The 16,592-nt window shown below is 68.2% G+C and carries 14 protein-coding genes; 4 read left to right on the top strand and 10 right to left on the bottom strand.

Annotated elements, in window-relative coordinates:
• Positions 1–12: 12 nt before the first annotated feature.
• From ssuC to ASC87_RS13085, 4 genes are read right to left on the bottom strand one after another with little or no spacing between them, the layout of a single operon-like run.
• Entirely contained in the window at positions 13–828 is an 816-nt protein-coding gene (gene ssuC / locus ASC87_RS13100) for an aliphatic sulfonate ABC transporter permease SsuC (protein WP_056662192.1), read from the bottom strand.
• A 12-nt stretch (positions 829–840) separates the two neighbouring features.
• Positions 841–2,010, bottom strand: coding sequence for an FMNH2-dependent alkanesulfonate monooxygenase (ssuD, locus tag ASC87_RS13095; protein ID WP_056662190.1), 1,170 nt, complete (start codon positions 2,008–2,010; stop codon positions 841–843).
• 28 nt (positions 2,011–2,038) lie between these two features.
• The gene (locus ASC87_RS13090; RefSeq protein ID WP_056662188.1) at positions 2,039–3,010 is read right to left on the bottom strand and encodes a sulfonate ABC transporter substrate-binding protein; all 972 of its coding nucleotides are present in this window, start codon (positions 3,008–3,010) and stop codon (positions 2,039–2,041) included.
• On the bottom strand, positions 3,007–3,957 hold the full coding sequence (locus ASC87_RS13085) for a sulfonate ABC transporter substrate-binding protein (RefSeq protein ID WP_056662185.1): 951 nt from the start codon (positions 3,955–3,957) through the stop codon (positions 3,007–3,009). Before ASC87_RS13085 ends, ASC87_RS13090 begins: the two co-directional genes overlap by 4 nt.
• A 130-nt stretch (positions 3,958–4,087) precedes the next feature.
• Between ASC87_RS13085 and ASC87_RS13080 the strand changes: the two genes are divergently transcribed.
• Positions 4,088–4,636: a DUF924 family protein gene (locus ASC87_RS13080; protein WP_056662182.1), complete on the top strand. Its 549-nt coding sequence runs from the start codon at positions 4,088–4,090 to the stop codon at positions 4,634–4,636.
• A 12-nt stretch (positions 4,637–4,648) separates the two neighbouring features.
• Here ASC87_RS13080 and ASC87_RS13075 read toward each other — a convergent pair whose 3' ends face one another.
• The 3 genes from ASC87_RS13075 to ASC87_RS13065 are packed head-to-tail and all read right to left on the bottom strand — an operon-like array spanning position 4,649 to position 7,186.
• Complete coding sequence (locus ASC87_RS13075) at positions 4,649–5,389, bottom strand: ABC transporter ATP-binding protein (RefSeq protein ID WP_056662179.1); 741 nt, start codon at positions 5,387–5,389, stop codon at positions 4,649–4,651.
• Positions 5,386–6,210: an ABC transporter permease gene (locus ASC87_RS13070; protein WP_082568607.1), complete on the bottom strand. Its 825-nt coding sequence runs from the start codon at positions 6,208–6,210 to the stop codon at positions 5,386–5,388. Before ASC87_RS13070 ends, ASC87_RS13075 begins: the two co-directional genes overlap by 4 nt.
• Position 6,211: 1 nt before the next feature.
• Entirely contained in the window at positions 6,212–7,186 is a 975-nt protein-coding gene (locus ASC87_RS13065) for an aliphatic sulfonate ABC transporter substrate-binding protein (protein ID WP_056662176.1), read from the bottom strand.
• A 206-nt stretch (positions 7,187–7,392) separates the two neighbouring features.
• On the opposite strand from ASC87_RS13065, the gene ASC87_RS13060 reads away from it, so the two are divergent.
• Positions 7,393–7,659 (top strand): hypothetical protein, encoded by a 267-nt coding sequence (locus ASC87_RS13060; RefSeq protein WP_056662173.1) that lies wholly within the window; start codon positions 7,393–7,395, stop codon positions 7,657–7,659.
• Positions 7,660–7,708: 49 nt separating this feature from the next.
• Here ASC87_RS13060 and ASC87_RS13055 read toward each other — a convergent pair whose 3' ends face one another.
• Complete coding sequence (locus ASC87_RS13055; protein WP_056662170.1) at positions 7,709–8,311, bottom strand: hypothetical protein; 603 nt, start codon at positions 8,309–8,311, stop codon at positions 7,709–7,711.
• Positions 8,312–8,566: 255 nt separating this feature from the next.
• Positions 8,567–12,559: a phosphoribosylformylglycinamidine synthase gene (gene purL / locus ASC87_RS13050; RefSeq protein ID WP_056662167.1), complete on the bottom strand. Its 3,993-nt coding sequence runs from the start codon at positions 12,557–12,559 to the stop codon at positions 8,567–8,569.
• 95 nt (positions 12,560–12,654) lie between these two features.
• Between purL and map the strand changes: the two genes are divergently transcribed.
• Both map and ASC87_RS13040 read left to right on the top strand, forming a co-directional pair.
• Positions 12,655–13,503 carry a type I methionyl aminopeptidase gene (map, locus tag ASC87_RS13045; protein WP_056662164.1) on the top strand — a complete coding sequence of 283 codons (849 nt, stop codon included), beginning with the start codon at positions 12,655–12,657 and terminating at the stop codon, positions 13,501–13,503.
• A 7-nt stretch (positions 13,504–13,510) separates the two neighbouring features.
• A complete protein-coding gene (locus ASC87_RS13040; RefSeq protein ID WP_056662161.1) occupies positions 13,511–16,114 on the top strand; it encodes a [protein-PII] uridylyltransferase in 2,604 nt (867 codons plus the stop codon).
• Here the strand turns inward: ASC87_RS13040 and ASC87_RS33210 are convergent.
• Positions 16,104–16,529: a BrnT family toxin gene (locus ASC87_RS33210; RefSeq protein WP_255358927.1), complete on the bottom strand. Its 426-nt coding sequence runs from the start codon at positions 16,527–16,529 to the stop codon at positions 16,104–16,106. The genes ASC87_RS13040 and ASC87_RS33210 overlap by 11 nt on opposite strands.
• Positions 16,530–16,592 lie beyond the last annotated feature (63 nt).

Here is a 16,592-nt window from a genome sequence, read left to right as displayed (position 1 = left end):
GGATGGGTCTTTTCAGGTCTTCGGTGCGGCCTGGTAACCGGGGTGCCAACGCAACCACCAGCGTTCCAGGCCCTTGGCCGCCACGTCGGCCAGCTTGCCGAGCAGCGCGTAGAGCAGGATGCCGACCAGCACCACGTCGGTCTGCAGGAACTCGCGGGCGTTCATCGTCATGTAGCCGATGCCGGCCTGGGCGGAGATGGTTTCCGCGACGATCAGCAGCACCCACATCAGCCCGAGCGAGAAACGCACGCCCACGAGGATGGATGCCATGGCCCCGGGCAGGATCACCTGGCGGTACAGCGGCCAGCCCGACAGGCCGTAGCTGCGCGCCATCTCGATCAGGCCCTTGTCCACCGACCGGATGCCGTGGAACGTGTTCAGGTACACCGGGAAAAACACCCCGAGCGCCACGAGGAACAGCTTGGCCGCCTCGTCGATGCCGAACCACAGGATCACGAGCGGGATCAGCGCCAGCGCCGGGATGTTGCGGATCATCTGCAGCGTGGAGTCGAGCAGTGTCTCGGCCGACTTGAAGGTGCCGGTCAGCAACCCGAGCGCCAGGCCCAGGCCGCCACCGATGGCAAAACCCACCATCGCGCGCCACGTGCTCGTGGCCACGTGCTGCCAGATTTCACCGGACACGGTGAGGGCCCAGAAGGCTTTCAACACGGCCCAAGGTTCGGGCAGCACGCGGGTGGACAACCACCCGGCCTGCGACGACACCTGCCAGGCGACGAGCACCAGCACGGGGAATAGCCACGGCAACGCGGCCTGGACCCACGGCCGGGCCGTGAAGCGGTCAAACGGAGAGCTGGATGTCTGTGACACGGTGGCCGCCCCTCAGCTCTGCGAGACCTTGGGCACGTACGTGTTGGCGACGATCTCGCCAAACGGCCCGGTCAGGTTCTGCGCGGCGAGCTTGTCGCGCAGTTTCAGCGGCAGCAGCGGGAACACGAGTTCGGCGAACCGGTGTGCTTCCTCCAGGTGCGGGTAGCCCGACAGGATGAAGTACTCGAGCCCGAGGTCGGCGTATTCCTTGATGCGGTCGGCCACCTGCTGCGGGTTGCCCACCAGGGCCGTGCCGGCCCCGCCGCGCACGAGGCCCACGCCGGCCCACAGGTTCGGCGACACCTCGAGGCCCTCGCGGATGTTGGCCTTGTTGAACTTGCCCTTGTTGAGCTCGGCCATGCGGCGCTGGCCCACCGAGTCCATCTGCGAGAACTTCTTCTGCGCCGCGGCCACGGTGGCCTCGTCGAGGTGCGACACCAGTTCGGCTGCGGCGCGCCAGGCTTCGTCCTCGGTCTCGCGCACGATCACGTGCAGGCGGATGCCGAACTCGAGCGTGCGGCCGTGCCTGGCAGCGCGCTGCCGGATGTCGGCCACCTTCGCGGCGACCGCATCAGGCGCCTCGCCCCACGTGAGGTACGTGTCCAGCTGCTCGGCCGCCAGCTCGTGCGCCTCCTCCGACGAACCACCGAAGAAGATGGGTGGGTACGGTTTGTTGACGGGCGGGTACAGCACCTTGCTGCCCCTGACCTGCAGGTGTTTGCCGTCGTACGAATACGGCGTGCCGTCGTGGCTGTGCGCCAGCACCTCGCGCCAGATGGTGAGGAAGTCGCGAGACAGTTCGTAGCGCTCCGAATGCGGCAGGAACAGGCCGTCGCCTTCGAGTTCCTCGGCGTCCCCGCCGGTCACGAGGTTGACGAGCAGCCGGCCGTTGGACATCCGATCGAACGTGGCGGCCATGCGGGCCGACTGCGACGGCTGCACGAGCCCGGGCCGCAACGCCACGAGGAACTTGAGGTTCCGCGTGGCCTCGATCAGCGCGGCCGCGACGATCCAGGAGTCTTCGCACGAGCGGCCCGTGGGCAGCAGCACACCTTCGTAGCCGAGGCTGTCGGCGGCGATGGCCACCTGGCGGAAGTAGTCGAGCGTGGCGACACGGGCGCCCTTGCTGGTGCCGAGGTAACGCGAGTCGCCGTGGGTGGGAATGAACCAGAGGATCTTCATGGGGATGGACCAGGAGAGAGAGAGGAAGTCAGCGGGCGGCCACCGCGGGCACGGCGCGGCCGGGTGCCCACACGAGGTCGGCGACCTTCACCGGCCTGGGGATCAGGCCGAGGCGAAAGAAGGTGTCGGCCACGAGCTGCTGGTCGGCCACGATCTTCGGGCCGAGCGGGCCCACGGGCGACGGTGGGCGGCGCGACACGAACAGGTGCACCGTGGCGAGGTTCAGGCCGCTGAACTCGGCGAGCAGCTGCGCCGCGTCCTTGCGGTTGGACTGCACGTAGGTGTCGGCTTCGGTCAGCGCGTCGAACAGCACCTTCAGCACCCGCGGGTGCTGCTCGGCAAAGGGCCGCGAAGCCAGGTAGAACGAGTTGTTGCCCGACAAGCCCACGCCATTGGCGAGCACCCGCGGCTTGATCGACAGCTCGGTGGCCGCGTAGAACGGGTCCCAGATGGCCCAGGCGTCGACTGCGCCCTTCTCGAACGCGGCGCGGGCATCGGCCGGCGGCAGGTAGATGGGGGTGATGTCGGCCCACTTGAGCTTGGCGCGGTCGAGCGCGCGCAGGATCAGGTAGTGCGCGCTCGATCCCTTCTGGAACGCCACGCGCTTGCCCTTGAGGTCGGCCAGCGTCTTCAGCGGCGAGTCGGCAGGCACCAGCACGGCGGAGCTGAGGGGCTTCGCCGGCTCGGCACCCACGTACAGCAGGTCCTTGCCCGCGCTCTGCGCGAACACGGGCGGGGAGTCACCCGTGAGGCCGAAGTCGAGCGCGCCCACCGACAGCGCTTCGAGCAGCTGCGGGCCCGCCGGAAATTCGAGCCACTGCACCCTCGTGTTCGGCAGCCGGGTCTCCAGCAAGCGCTGCTGCTTGACGATGACGAGGTTGGCCGCGGCCTTCTGGAAGCCGATGCGCAAGGTTGGCAACTCGGGCGCCGCGGCCACGCTGATGCTTGCCGGCAAGCCGAAGGCCAGCAGTGCCGTGAGGACGAGGTGGCGGCGGATCATGCCCGTTTCACACCCGGCAAGGCGTCGGCGATGCGGATCGCCTTCGGGATCAGTTTCAGCTCATGGAACGCGTCGGCGATCTTCTGCTGCTCGGCGGCCACCGCATTCGTGATGGGCTTGATGCCGTAGGCAAAACGCGCGGCCGCCACTTCGGAGATCGATTCGTCGAGGCCGATCTGCGGCCCGAGGAACTTCGCCACTTCCTTCGCGTTGCCCTCCGCCCACGCGTCGAGCTTGCCGAGTTCCTCGACGATGGCCTGGATCACTTGCGGCTGCTTGTCGGCATAGCCGCGCGAGGCCAGGTAGAACTGGTGGTTCGCGACCAGACCCGTGCCATCGGCGAGGATGCGGGCGCCCAACTGCTTCTCGGCCGCGGCAAAGAACGGATCCCAGATCACCCAGGCATCGACCGCCCCCTTCTCGAACGCGGCACGGGCGTCGGCCGGTGCGAGGTACACGACCTGCACTTCCTTGTAGGCCACGCCGGCCTTCTCCAGCGCCTTGACCAGCAGGAAGTGCACGTTCGAGCCCTTGTTGAGGGCGACCTTCCTGCCCTTGAGGTCGGCCACGGTCTTCAGCGTGGAGGTCTTCGGCACGAGGATGGCCTCGGCCTTCGGGGCCGGCGGCTGGTTGGCCACGTACACCAGGTCGGCGCCAGCCGCCTGCGCGAAGATCGGGGGGGCTTCGCCCACGGTGCCGAAGTCGATGGAGCCCACGTTCAGGCCCTCGAGCAGCGCAGGGCCGGCCGGGAACTCGGTCCACTTGACCTCGATGCCTTGGGGCGCGAGGCGCTTTTCCAGGTCGCCGCGGGCCTTCAGCAAGGTGAGCGTGCCGTACTTCTGGTAGCCGATGCGCAGCTGGCCCTTCGGTTGGGCCTGTGCGAGGTGCGGCAAGCCGAACGAGATCGCGGCGGCGGAAAGAAGGGCCTGGCGGCGCGTCGTGTTCATGATCGTGTCCCCTTGTGTTGTCGAAGTCGAGACAGTACGCAGGCGCCGATCTGTTGAAAACGAAGCAAAACGGGTTTGCATCGGCAGAAATCACATACGCTCGGGTGTCGCCACTGCGCCCGAGCCGCCCATGACCTCCTCGCCCTGCACCGCCGACGACGTGATCGCCTTCTGGCAGAACGCCGGTCCGGAACGCTGGTTCCGCAAGGACACCGCCTTCGACGATGAATTCCGCGCCCGCTTCCTGCCCGCCCATGAGGCCGCGGCGGCGGGTTCGCTCGACGACTGGGCCGCCACCGCGCCAGGGGCGCTCGCGCTGCTGATCCTGCTGGACCAGTTCCCCCGCAACGCGTTCCGCGGCACGGCCCGCATGTTCGCCACCGACGCGCAGGCGCGCGCCATCGCCAACACCGCCATCGCGAACGGCTTCGACCAGGCGGTGGAACCGGCGCTTCGCCCGTTCGTCTACCTGCCCTTCATGCACTCGGAACTGCTGGTCGACCAGCACCGTTCGGTCGCGCTGAACGAACGCCTTGACGCGGACACGCTCAAGTTCGCGCGGCTGCACCTGGACATCATCGAGCGGTTCGGCCGCTTCCCGCACCGCAACGACGTGCTGGGGCGCTACTCGACCCGCGCCGAGCAGCACTTCCTAGCCGAGGGCGGTTTCGCGGGCTGATCCTGGGAGCCTTCAGAACGCGTGCGCGGCCTGCAGCGCGCGCCGCACCTCGGCCGAGAAGGCCGGCGCCCGGGGGTCATCGCGATGGCGCGGCCGGTCGAGCGTGATGGCCACCTCGGCGCTCACGCGCCCCGGGCCGGCCTCGAGCACCAGCACCCGGTCGCTCAGGTGCACGGCCTCGTCGATGTCGTGGGTCACCATCAGCAGCGTGATGCCGTGGGTGCGGGCCACCTTCAGCAGCAGGTCCTGCAGCTTCATGCGGGTGAACGCATCGACGGCCGAAAACGGCTCGTCGAGCAACAGCACACGAGGTTGTGTGAACAGGCCACGGGCGATGGCCACCCGCTGGGCCTGGCCGCCGGACAGTTGCCTGGGCAGTGCGTCACCGAGACCGGTGAGGCCCACCTCGTCGATCAGTTGCGCCACGCGCGGATGGCGGTGGCCGGTGTTCCCCAGGTCGAAGGCGATGTTCTGCGCCACGGTCAGCCAGGGGAACAGCCGGGGCTCCTGGAACACGAAGCGCACGTCACGGGTCAGCCCCTGCAGGCGCTGGCCCGCGAGGTGCACCGCGCCGTCGTGGGCGGTGTCGAGCCCGGCCACGATGCGCAGCAGCGTGCTCTTGCCGCAGCCGCTGGCCCCCACGAGCGTGACCACCTCGCCCTCGGCGACCCCAAGCCGCACGTTCTGCAGGATCAGACGTTGGCCGAAGGACTTGCGGTGGAGGTGGACGTCGAGCAACGCGGGTGCGGTCATCGGGTGTCGAAGGTGTCACGCCACGCGAGGAGGCGGTGTTCCAGGCGCTGCATCAGCGTGTCGGTGAACTTGCCGAGCAGCGCCAGCAGCACGATGGCGGCGAGCACGATGTCGGCGCGGCTCGTCTCGCGGCCGTCGGTGAGGAGGTAACCGAGCCCCTGGGTGGCGGCGATCAACTCGGCGGCCACCATGAACATCCAGGCCAGGCTCAGGCCGTTGCGCAGGCCGGTGAGCACGGCGGGCAGCGCCGCCGGCAGCAGCACGCGGCGCACCAGCGCCAGCGGCGACAGGCCGGCCATGCGCGCCACCTCCACGAGCTTGCGGTCCACGTCGCGAAAGCCGGACGCGACGCCCATGTAGACGGGGAAAAACGCGCCGATCGCGATCAGCACGAGCTTCGGTGACTCATCGATGCCGAGCCACAGCAGCAGCAACGGCACCCACGCGAGCGACGGGATGGCACGCAGCGCCTGGAACGTGGGGTCGAGCAGCATTTCCATGCGGCGGCTCAGGCCCACGACGGCGCCGACCGCGAGGGCCGCCGCCCCGCCGGCGGCAAACCCGGCGAGCACCCGCAGGCTGCTGGCTGCCACATGGCCTGCCAGGCCCTGGCCCGCGAGCGACCACAGGGTCTGCAGCACCTCGCTTGGCGGAGGCAGCAGGTTGGGCGGCACCCAGCCCAGGCGCGCCGCCAGTTCCAGGGCCGCCACCAGCCCCACCGGTACCACGGCACCGAGCCAGCGCGGCGGTCCCTGCCGCGCGAGACCGGGCACCGGTGCTTCGGCGCCGGCGGTCAGCACGAGGTGGGGATCGGCGGCCATCTCAGGCCTTCGCGAGTTGCGACCGTGCGAAGCGGGTGTCCACCAGGTCGGTGACGATGCGGTTCAGGTCGGTGCCCGGTTTGACGAGCGCCTCGTCGAGCAGGATGGGCGACGCGGCCTGCAGCGCCTTCACGTGTTCGGCACCGGGCAGCGGGTTGCTGAGGTCGGTGCGCAGCTTGATCTGCAGCAACGCCACCTCGAGCGACACCTTGGCCTCTTCCGACAGGATGCGGGCTGCGCCGGCGGGGTTCGCGACGATCCATTTGCGGGCGCGTTCGTACGACGCGATCACGCGGCGCACGGCATCGGGCTGTTGCGCGAGGAAATCCTCCCGCACGTTGAGGAAGCCATAGGTGTTGAACGCCACGTTGCGGTAGATCAGCTTCGCCCCGGTGGACAGTTCGCTCGCGGCCATGTGCGGGTCAAGGCCGGCCCAGGCGTCCACCCGGCCCTGCTCGAGCGCGGCGCGGCCATCGGCGTGTTGCAGCGGCACGTGTTCGATGTCCTGGCGTTTGAGGCCCACCGTGTGCAGCGACCGCAGCAGGAAGAGATACGGGTCGGTGCCCTTCGTGGCAGCGACCTTCCGGCCCTTCAGGTCGGCGAGCGTGCGGATGTCCGAGTCCTTGCGCACCACCAGCGCGGTCCACTCCGGGCGGGAGAAGATGTACGGCGCCTTGATGGGGGTGCCGTTGGCCTTCGACAGCAGCGCGGCCAGGCCGGCCGACGAACCGATGTCGATGCTGTTGCTGTTGAGGTACTCGAGCGCGCGGTTGCTGCCGGCGCTGAGCACCCACTTGACCGTGGTGCCGTCCTTGGCGAAGTCTTCCTCGAGCCAGCCGAAACGGCGGATCACGAGGCTCGATGGCGAGTAGTAGGCGTAGTCGAGGCGCAGCGTCTTCAGCGGCTCGGCGGCGCGCAGCAAGGAGGGGGCGGCCAGCGAGCCGGCGGCGGCTTGGAGCAAGGTACGGCGTTTCATGATCGGGCTGCAAAAGGGACCAGACCGCCAGTGTTCCAGCGCCACGCCTGTCGGGAAACGAAGCAAATCGCGTGATGGTCCTCGGTGGCCGCAGAAGTGCCGCCCGTCGTCCGGCTACCGCCGTCCATCGCCCCACCCGCTGCGCGTCATCCCACTTGGACCTATAACTGCAAGGTGTTGCAACCCGGCGCGAGGAGCCCCCCGCCATGGCCATCTCTCCCGACGACGAGATCGACATCGAACAGGACCTCCTGGTGGAGCCGCTCGACGACTCGCCCGAGTCGCAGGTGTGGCAGCTGCTGTGCGCCCGCACGCTCGTCGAAGTGGACCCGCGCCTGAGCGGCATCCGCGCCGACGACATCGCCAGCGAGTTGCTGGCCACCGAGGGCTACCGGGAACTCGATGCCGACGCGGCAGCCTACCTGTGGCTCGCTCGCACGCAGGGCGTGTCGCAGTTGATCGACGGGCACTGAGCGGCTGAGCGGCTCTGCCGACCCGCCCCCCGTGGGGGTCGAGCGGGATTCAGAAGAACCCGGCCTGCTGCGCGCCGCCCACCACCGCCTTGGTCAGCGAATCCACCTGCCAGTTCAGGTCTTCGGAACTGCGTGTGCTGGCCTTGCCGGTCCACATCAGGCGCCCGCTGGCCACGTCGCTGAGGCTCGCGTTCGCCACGTAGCCCTGGCTGATGCGGCTGCCACCGATGGGGGCGGAAACCCCCACGCCCCCGAACCCGCGGTGACCGAACCCGCCACCCATGCCGAACCCCACCGACACCCCCGAACTGCTGCCGTAGCGCGGCACGTCGGGCGAGAGTTTCGTGCTGAAGATGGCGCGCGCCTTGACCGCACGGGCCTCGTCGGACAGCCGGGTGGCCGTGGGGTCCACGCTGTAGGGCACCAGCGCGGTATTGGCGCCCAGCGCCCGCAGTTCCGCCGCCACGCGGTCCTGGCACATCTGCTTGACGACCTGTTCGTCCGATTCGCAGACGACCAGCACCGTGGTGCCCCGCAGTGATTCGGCGGGGTGCGCCGGGTCTTTCCACTGCGCATCGAGCGGGGCGATGCCGCAGCCGGCCAGCGCGGCGGCCGTGGTGAGGGAGATGGTGGCAAGCGGGCGGTACAGCATGGTGGTCTCCGGAAAGGCGGCTCCGGCCGCATGCGCTTTTGTACCCTGTTCCAACAACGGCCGCTCTGCGGGGAGGCGGGAAACCACCTTGCCCAGTCGCCTGCACATCCCCTCGGCCGGTCCTGCTGGGCTGCCCTTCGTGAACCGGGACGGATGCACAAGAAATTCCTGCGAGCGCAGGAACTTCCATGAAACCAGTGCCAATCGAAACCAGAATGCCTGCGATTGCAGGATTTCAGTTCGACATCGACCCGATCAACCCACCCAGCGCCGCGCGTTGGCGAACAGGCGCGACCACGGGCTCGCATCGCTGCGGTCACCACTGGTCCAGCTCATCTGCACGTTGCGGAACACACGCTCCGGGTGCGGCATCAGCGCGGTGAAACGGCCGTCCGGGGTGGTGACGGCGGTGAGGCCGTCCGGGCTGCCGTTCGGGTTGAACGGGTAGGCCTCGGTGGGCGCGCCGTGGTGGTCCACGTAGCGCATGGCACGCTGCACCTTGACGGCGTCCCCGCGCTGGGAGAAGTCGGCGAACCCCTCGCCATGGGCCACCGCGATGGGCAACCGGCTGCCGGCCATGCCGGTCAGGAACACCGATGGGCTTTCCAGCACCTCGACCAGCGAGAGGCGGGCCTCGAACTGCTCGCTGCGGTTGCGGGTGAACTTGGGCCAGTGTTCGGCACCCGGGATGATGGGCGACAGCGCGGCCATCATCTGGCAGCCGTTGCACACGCCCAGCGCGAGGGTGTCCTGGCGCTTGAAAAATGCCTCGAACTGCTCGGCCAGCGCCGGGTTGAACATCACCGAACGAGCCCAGCCTTCGCCGGCTCCCAGCGTGTCGCCGTAGCTGAAGCCGCCGCAGGCCACGAACCCCTGGAACTGCGACAGCACCGCGCGGCCCGATTGCAGGTCGCTCATGTGCACGTCGAAGGTGTCGAAACCGGCCTTCGACATCGCATAGCTCATCTCGATGTGGCTGTTGACCCCCTGCTCGCGCAGGATGGCGATCTTCGGGCGAGCCGTGTTGACGAAGGGGGCGGCGACGTTTTCCTTCGGGTCGAACGTGAGGTGCACGTGCAGGCCCGGGTCGTCCGCGCGGCCGGCGGCCGCATGTTCCTCGTCGGCACAGGCCGGGTTGTCGCGCAGGCGGGCAATGCGCCAGCTGACGTCGTCCCACGCCTGGTGCAGGTCGGCCAGCGGGGCCGAGAACACGGGTTTCGTGTCGCGCCACACTTCCACGAGGCCGCGGTCGTTCGTCTTGCCGATGAAGTGGCTGTGTTTGCTCAGGCCATGCTCGCGCAGGGTCTGCATGACCTCGTTGCGCACGGCCGTGGGCACCTGGATCACGGCGCCCAGTTCTTCGCTGAACAGTGCGCGCAGCGTCAGTTCCTCGCGGCGGGCACCGACCTGGCCGGCCCAGTTCTTCGAATCGCCATATTCGGCGCGGCTGTCGCTGATGCCGTCGCCTTCGGTCACGAGCATGTCGACGTTCAGGCTCAGCCCCAGGTGGCCGGCGAAGGCCATCTCGCAGGCCGCGGCCCACAGGCCGCCATCGCTGCGGTCGTGGTAGGCGAGCACGCGGCCCTGCGCGCGCAACGCATTGATGGCCGAGACCAGCGACTTGAGCAGCGCCGGGTCGTCCACGTCGGGCACCCGGTCACCGAACTGGTTCAACACCTGCGCGAGCATCGAGCCGCCCAGGCGGTTCTGGCCCTGGCCCAGGTCGATCAGCACGAGGGTGGTGTCACCCGCCTGCAGCTGCGGCGTGAGCGTGGGACGCACGTCGGCCAGCGTGGCGAACGCGGTGACCACGAGGCTCACGGGGGCCGTGACCTGGCGCGCCTCGTTCTGGTCCGTCCAGCGGGTGCGCATGGACAGGCTGTCCTTGCCCACCGGCACGCTGATGCCCAGCGCCGGGCACAGTTCCATGCCCACGGCCTTGACCGTCTCGTACAGCGCGGCGTCTTCACCCGGTTCACCGCAGGCGGCCATCCAGTTGCAGCTGAGCTTCACGCGGGGCAGGTCGATGGGGGCGGCCAGCAGGTTGGTGATGGCCTCGGCCACCGCCATGCGGCCGGACGCCGGCGCGTCGAGCGACGCGAGCGGCGTGCGCTCGCCCATGCTCATGGCTTCGCCCTGGAAGCCGGCGTAGTCGGCCATCGTGACGGCGCAGTCGGCCACGGGCACCTGCCACGGGCCCACCATCTGGTCGCGGCTGTTGAGGCCACCCACGGTGCGGTCGCCGATGCTGATCAGGAACCGCTTGCTGGCCACCGTGGGGTGGCGCAACACGTCGAAGGCCACCTTCTGGAGCGGCACGCCGGTGAGGTCCACGGGCTTCAACTGGCGCTCGACGCGCTTGACGTCGCGGTGCATCTTGGGCGGTTTGCCCAGCAGCACGTCCATGGGCATCTTGATGGCCTGTTCGCCGCCCGGGCCGTCTTCCAGCACCAGGTCCTTCTCGGCGGTGACCACGCCCACCACCGCGAACGGGCAGCGCTCGCGGGTGCAGAAGGCCTCGAACGCGGGCAGCGCCTCGGGCGAGACGGCCATCACGTAGCGCTCCTGGCTCTCGTTGCACCAGATTTCCTTCGGGGCCAGGCCCGATTCCTCGAGCGGCACCTTGCGCAGGTCGAAACGGGCGCCCAGCGACGCGCCGTCCACCAGCTCGGGGAACGCGTTCGAGATGCCGCCCGCGCCCACGTCGTGGATGGCCAGGATGGGGTTGGACGCGCCCAGGGCCCAGCAGTGGTTGATGACTTCCTGCGCACGGCGCTGGATTTCCGGGTTGCCGCGCTGCACCGAGTCGAAATCGAGTTCGGCGGCGTTGGCGCCGGCGGCCATGGAGCTGGCGGCACTGCCACCCATGCCGATGCGCATGCCGGGGCCGCCCAGCTGGATCAGCAGCGTGCCGGCCGGGAACTGCACCTTCTGCGTCTGCGAGGCGGAGATCTGGCCCAGGCCGCCCGCGATCATGATGGGCTTGTGGTAACCGCGGCGGATGGCGTCGGCGCCCTCGCCCACGGTCTGCTCGTACACGCGGAAGTAGCCGGCGAGGTTCGAGCGGCCGAACTCGTTGTTGAACGCAGCGCCGCCCAGCGGGCCGTCGATCATGATCTGCAACGGGCTCGCGATGTGCTCGGGCTTGCCGTAGGGGTTCTGCTCCCACGGCTCGTCGGTGCCCGGGATGTTCAGGTTCGACACGCTGAAGCCGGTGAGGCCCGACTTGGGCCGCGACCCGCGCCCGGTGGCGCCTTCGTCACGGATTTCCCCGCCAGCACCGGTGGACGCACCGGGGAACGGCGAGATGGCCGTGGGGTGGTTGTGGGTCTCCACCTTCATCAGCACATGCACGGTGTCCTCGCGCGGGCCGTACTGCTCGGCCTCGCCCTGCGGCAGCCAGCGCTCGATGGTGCCACCTTCCATGACCGACGCGTTGTCGCTGTAGGCGATGACGGTGTGCTGGGGGGCCAGCTTGTGGGTGTTGCGGATCATCTGGAACAGCGAGTGTTCCTGCGCTTCACCGTCGATGGTGAAGTTGGCGTTGAAGATCTTGTGGCGGCAGTGTTCGCTGTTGGCCTGCGCGAACATCATCAGCTCGACGTCGGTTGGGTTGCGCTTCAGGCCCGTGAAGGCGTCCACCAGGTAGTCGATCTCGTCGTCGGACAGGGCCAGGCCGAAGTCCTTGTTGGCCGACACCAGCGCCGAGCGGCCGAGCGACAGCACGTCCACGTGTTCCATGGGGCGGCCGGTCTGTTCGTCGAACAGGTGGATGGCGTCTTCCCGCTGGAGCAGCACGCTTTCCGTCATGCGGTCGTGCAGCAGCGCGGCGGCGGCCTGCAACTCCTCGGGCGAGAGGGCCTTGGTGCCGCCCAGCAAGCCGGATTTCAGCGACAGCCGGAATTCCGTGACCCGCTCCACCCGCTTGATGGCGAGGCCGCAGTTGTGGGCAATGTCGGTGGCCTTGGAGGCCCACGGCGACACGGTGCCCAGGCGCGGTGCCACGACGATGAGCGCCCCGTCGCTCGGGCCGGCGTAGGCGTCGCCGTAGCGCAGCAGCGCCTCGAGCGTGGCCACGGCGGGTGACGGCAGCTGGGACTCGCTCCAGACCCAGTGCACGTGGCGGGCCGAGACACCGGTGATGCGGGGGGAGACAGCCTGCAACCGGGGCAGCAGCGCCTGGGCGCGGAAGGCCGACAGGGCGTTGCCGCCTTCGAAATGCAGGAGATGCTTGGAGGTAGAAGTCACGCTGGCGGGGGGTCAAGTGTGAAAAGCCGGACGCAACCGATGGATGCGAAACGGTGAATCCGGGATTTTAAGGGCTCGGTGAGATAATTGGCGCCATGAGCATCGTGATCAAAGACGCCGCCGGGATTGCCGGCATGCGCACGGCGTGCCGACTGGCCTCCGAAGTGCTGGACATGCTGACCCCGCACATCGTGCCGGGCATCACCACGCGCCAGATCGACCAGCTGGCCCATGACTACATGGTCAACGTGCAAGGCACGGTCCCGGCCACGCTGAACTACCAGCCCCCGGGCCACCCGCCCTACCCGGCCTCCCTGTGCACGTCGGTCAACGAGGTGGTGTGCCACGGCATCCCGAACGACATCCCCCTCAAGCACGGCGACATCATCAACATCGACGTCACCACCATCAAGGATGGCTGGCACGGCGACAACAGCCGCATGTTCCTCGTGGGCAAGGCATCCATCGCCGCATCGCGCCTGTGCAGCGTGACCTACGACGCCATGTGGAAGGGCATCGTGAAGGTCAAGCCGGGTGCGCGCCTGGGTGACATCGGCCACGCCATCCAGACATTCGCCGAAAACGCCGGCTACTCCGTCGTGCGCGAATTCTGCGGCCACGGCGTGGGCCAGCGATTCCACGAGGAACCGCAGGTGCTGCACTACGGCCGCCCGGGCACGCTCGAGGAACTGGTGCCGGGCATGATCTTCACCATCGAGCCCATGATCAACATCGGCCGCAAGGACATCAAGGACGACCGCAAGGGCAACAAGCCCTACGACGGCTGGACCATCGTCACGAAGGACCGGTCGCTGTCGGCGCAGTGGGAACACACGATCCTCGTCACCGACACCGGCTACGAGGTGCTCACCTTGTCGGCCGGCAGCCCCCCGTTGCCCGACTTCGTGGTGGCGCAGTCGTCCCCCGTCGCCGTGGCGGGCTGACGCACCCATGTCGGCCGTGGCCGAAGCCAGCCGCCCACCCAACGGTGTTGCCGCACTGCGAGCGCGTTTCCGCGAAGGCAAGGCCGGGCTGCTGAAGACCTTCGGCGAATCCCGCGCCACCGCGGCGGCGGCGGCCAAGCTGCTGCGCGCGCTGTGCCGCCATGTCGACGGCACGCTCGCCGACCTGTGGGAACACGCCATGATGCCGCCCGGCGCGGTGCTGGTGGCCGTGGGCGGCTACGGCCGCGGCGAGCTGTTCCCCTACTCCGACGTGGACGTGCTGGTGCTGCTGCCATCGGGCGCCGACGACGCGAACGCCGCGCTGAAGTCGTCCATCGAAGGGTTCATCACCGCCTGCTGGGACATCGGCCTCGAAATCGGCTCCAGCGTGCGCACCGTGGACGAATGCGTGGCCGAGGGCCTCGCCGACGTCACCGTGCAGACCGCGCTGCTGGAATCGCGCTACCTCTGCGGCGCCAAGCGCCTCTACAACACGTTCCACCGCGCCAACCTCGACGCGATGGACGCCAAGGCCTTCCTGCGTGCCAAGACGCTCGAGATGCGCCAGCGCCACCAGAAGTACGAGGACACCCCGTACTCGCTGGAACCCAACTGCAAGGAAAGCCCCGGCGGCCTGCGCGACGTGCAGGTGCTGATGTGGGTGGCCCGCGCCGCCGGCCTCGGCAAGACCTGGAACGAACTCGCCGCCAAGGGCCTGATCACCCCGTTCGAGGTGAAACAGCTGCAGCGCAACGAGGGCCTGCTGCGGCTCATCCGCGCGCGCCTGCATCTCGTGGCCGGCCGCCGCGAAGACCGCCTCGTGTTCGACCTGCAGACCGCCGTGGCCGAAAGCTTCGGCTACCAGCCCACGAAGGGCCAGCGGGTCTCCGAGGTGCTGATGCGCCGCTACTACTGGGCGGCCAAGGCGGTCACGCAGCTCAACCAGATCCTGATGCTCAACATCGAGGAACGGGTGAACGGCTCGGGCGGCACGCCCATGCAGCCCATCAACGACCGCTTCTTCGACCGCGGCGGCATGCTGGAGGTGGCCAGCGACGACCTGTACGAACGCGAGCCGCACGCCATCCTGGAAACCTTCCTGGTGTTCCAGGAGACGCCGGGGCTCGACGGCCTGTCGGCCCGCACGCTGCGGGCGCTGTACAACGCCCGCGAGGTGATGAACGGCGACTTCCGCCGCGACCCGCAGAACCATGCGATGTTCATGCGCATCCTGCAGTCGCCCGAAGGCCACACGCACGCGTTCCGCCTGATGAACCAGACGAGCGTGCTGGGCCGCTACCTGTGGGTGTTCCGCCGCATCGTGGGCCAGATGCAGCACGACCTGTTCCACGTCTACACGGTGGACCAGCACATCCTGATGGTGCTGCGCAACGTTCGGCGCTTCTTCATCGCCGAACACGCCCACGAATACCCGTTCTGCTCGCAGCTGGCGTCCACCTTCGACAAGCCCTGGCTGCTGTACATCGCGGCCCTCTTCCACGACGTGGCCAAGGGCCGCGGCGGCGACCACTCCGAACTCGGTGCCACCGAGGTGCGCCGCTTCTGCCGCGACCACCGCATCGACAAGGAAGACACCTCGCTGGTCGAATTCCTGGTGGCGGGCCACCTGACGATGTCCCGCATCGCGCAGAAGGAAGACCTGAGCGACCCCGACGTCATCCAGAACTTCGCCCGCATGCTCGGCAGCGAGCGGCGCCTGACCGCGCTGTACCTGCTCACGGTGGCCGACATCCGCGGCACCAGCCCGAAGGTGTGGAATGCGTGGAAGGGCAAGCTACTGGAAGACCTGTACCGCCTGACGCTGCGCGCGCTCGGGGGGGCCAAGCCCAACCTCGATGCCGACATCGAAAGCCGCAAGCAGGACGCTCGCCACACGCTGAACCTGTATTCGATGCTCCCGGGCACCGAGCAGCCGCTGTGGAAGACGCTCGAACTGAGCTACTTCGCGCGGCACGACGCCGGCGAGATCGCCTGGCACGCCCGCTCGCTGTTCCGGCACGTGGACAGCACCGAACCGGTGGTACGCGCCCGGTTGTCGTCGGTGGGTGAAGGGCTTCAGGTGCTCGTGTATTCACCCGACCGCCAGGACCTCTTCGCCCGCATCTGCGGCTACTTCGACGGCGCCGGCTTCAACATCCTCGAGGCCAAGGTGCACACCACGCGGGCCGGCTACGCGCTCGACACCTTCCAGGTGATCAGCCCGCAGATGGACCAGCACTACCGCGACCTGATCTCGCTCGTCGAGACGCAGGCCACCATTGCGCTGAAGGACGAGGGGCCCCTGCCCCAGCCCAACCGGGGCCGCCTGTCGCGGCGCGTGAAGTCGTTCCCGGTCACGCCGCGGGTCACACTGCGGCCCGACGAACGGGCGCAGCGCTGGATCCTCGGGGTGTCCACCAGCGACCGCTCCGGCCTGCTGTTTTCCATCGCCCGGGTGCTCGCGCGGCACCACATCAACCTGCAACTCGCGAAGATCATCACGCTGGGCGAGCGGGTGGAAGACATCTTCCTGATCGACGGCCCGGCGCTGCAGCAGAACCGGGCACAGATCGAGATCGAGACCGAACTGCTCGACGCGATCAGCGCCTGATCACGCGGCCCTCGGGTCGCGTTTGGCGCGCACCTTGTGGAAGTTCAGGATCGTGCACGCGGTGTCGTCCACCAGGTAGCGCGCCCATGGGCCCGCGTACCAGTTGAGGGCTGGTGACGTCGGTGCTCACCACGCCCATCGTGACTGGCTTCTTCAGCTTTGATGCGTATGGGTTCTTGCGGGACTTCAGCTTGGAGAGATCGTATTCAGTTTTCATGACTGGCCACCTTCCTTGATAGAACGCGCTCTCGCGCTTGGTTGCTTTGCGGGCAGAGATGATGCGAATGACTTCGCCGTGTTCACGCTCGCAATGACAGACGATGAGCAGCTTGGCCCCGGAACTCCTGCCAAGCATCAGGAGGCGATCTTCTTCGGATGAGTGTTCATCATCGAAGAACTGAACAGTTCTCGCAATACGGCCGTGCAGGGCCAGCTATTCCAAGCAGCAGTGCGCTTCGATCGGGAACACCGCCGCGCG

Source organism: Rhizobacter sp. Root1221 (assembly GCF_001425785.1).
Taxonomy (GTDB): Bacteria; Pseudomonadota; Gammaproteobacteria; order Burkholderiales; family Burkholderiaceae_C; genus Rhizobacter.
The sequence above is the reverse complement of the archived record's forward strand: the minus strand, read 5'-3'. Positions and strand labels throughout refer to the sequence as shown.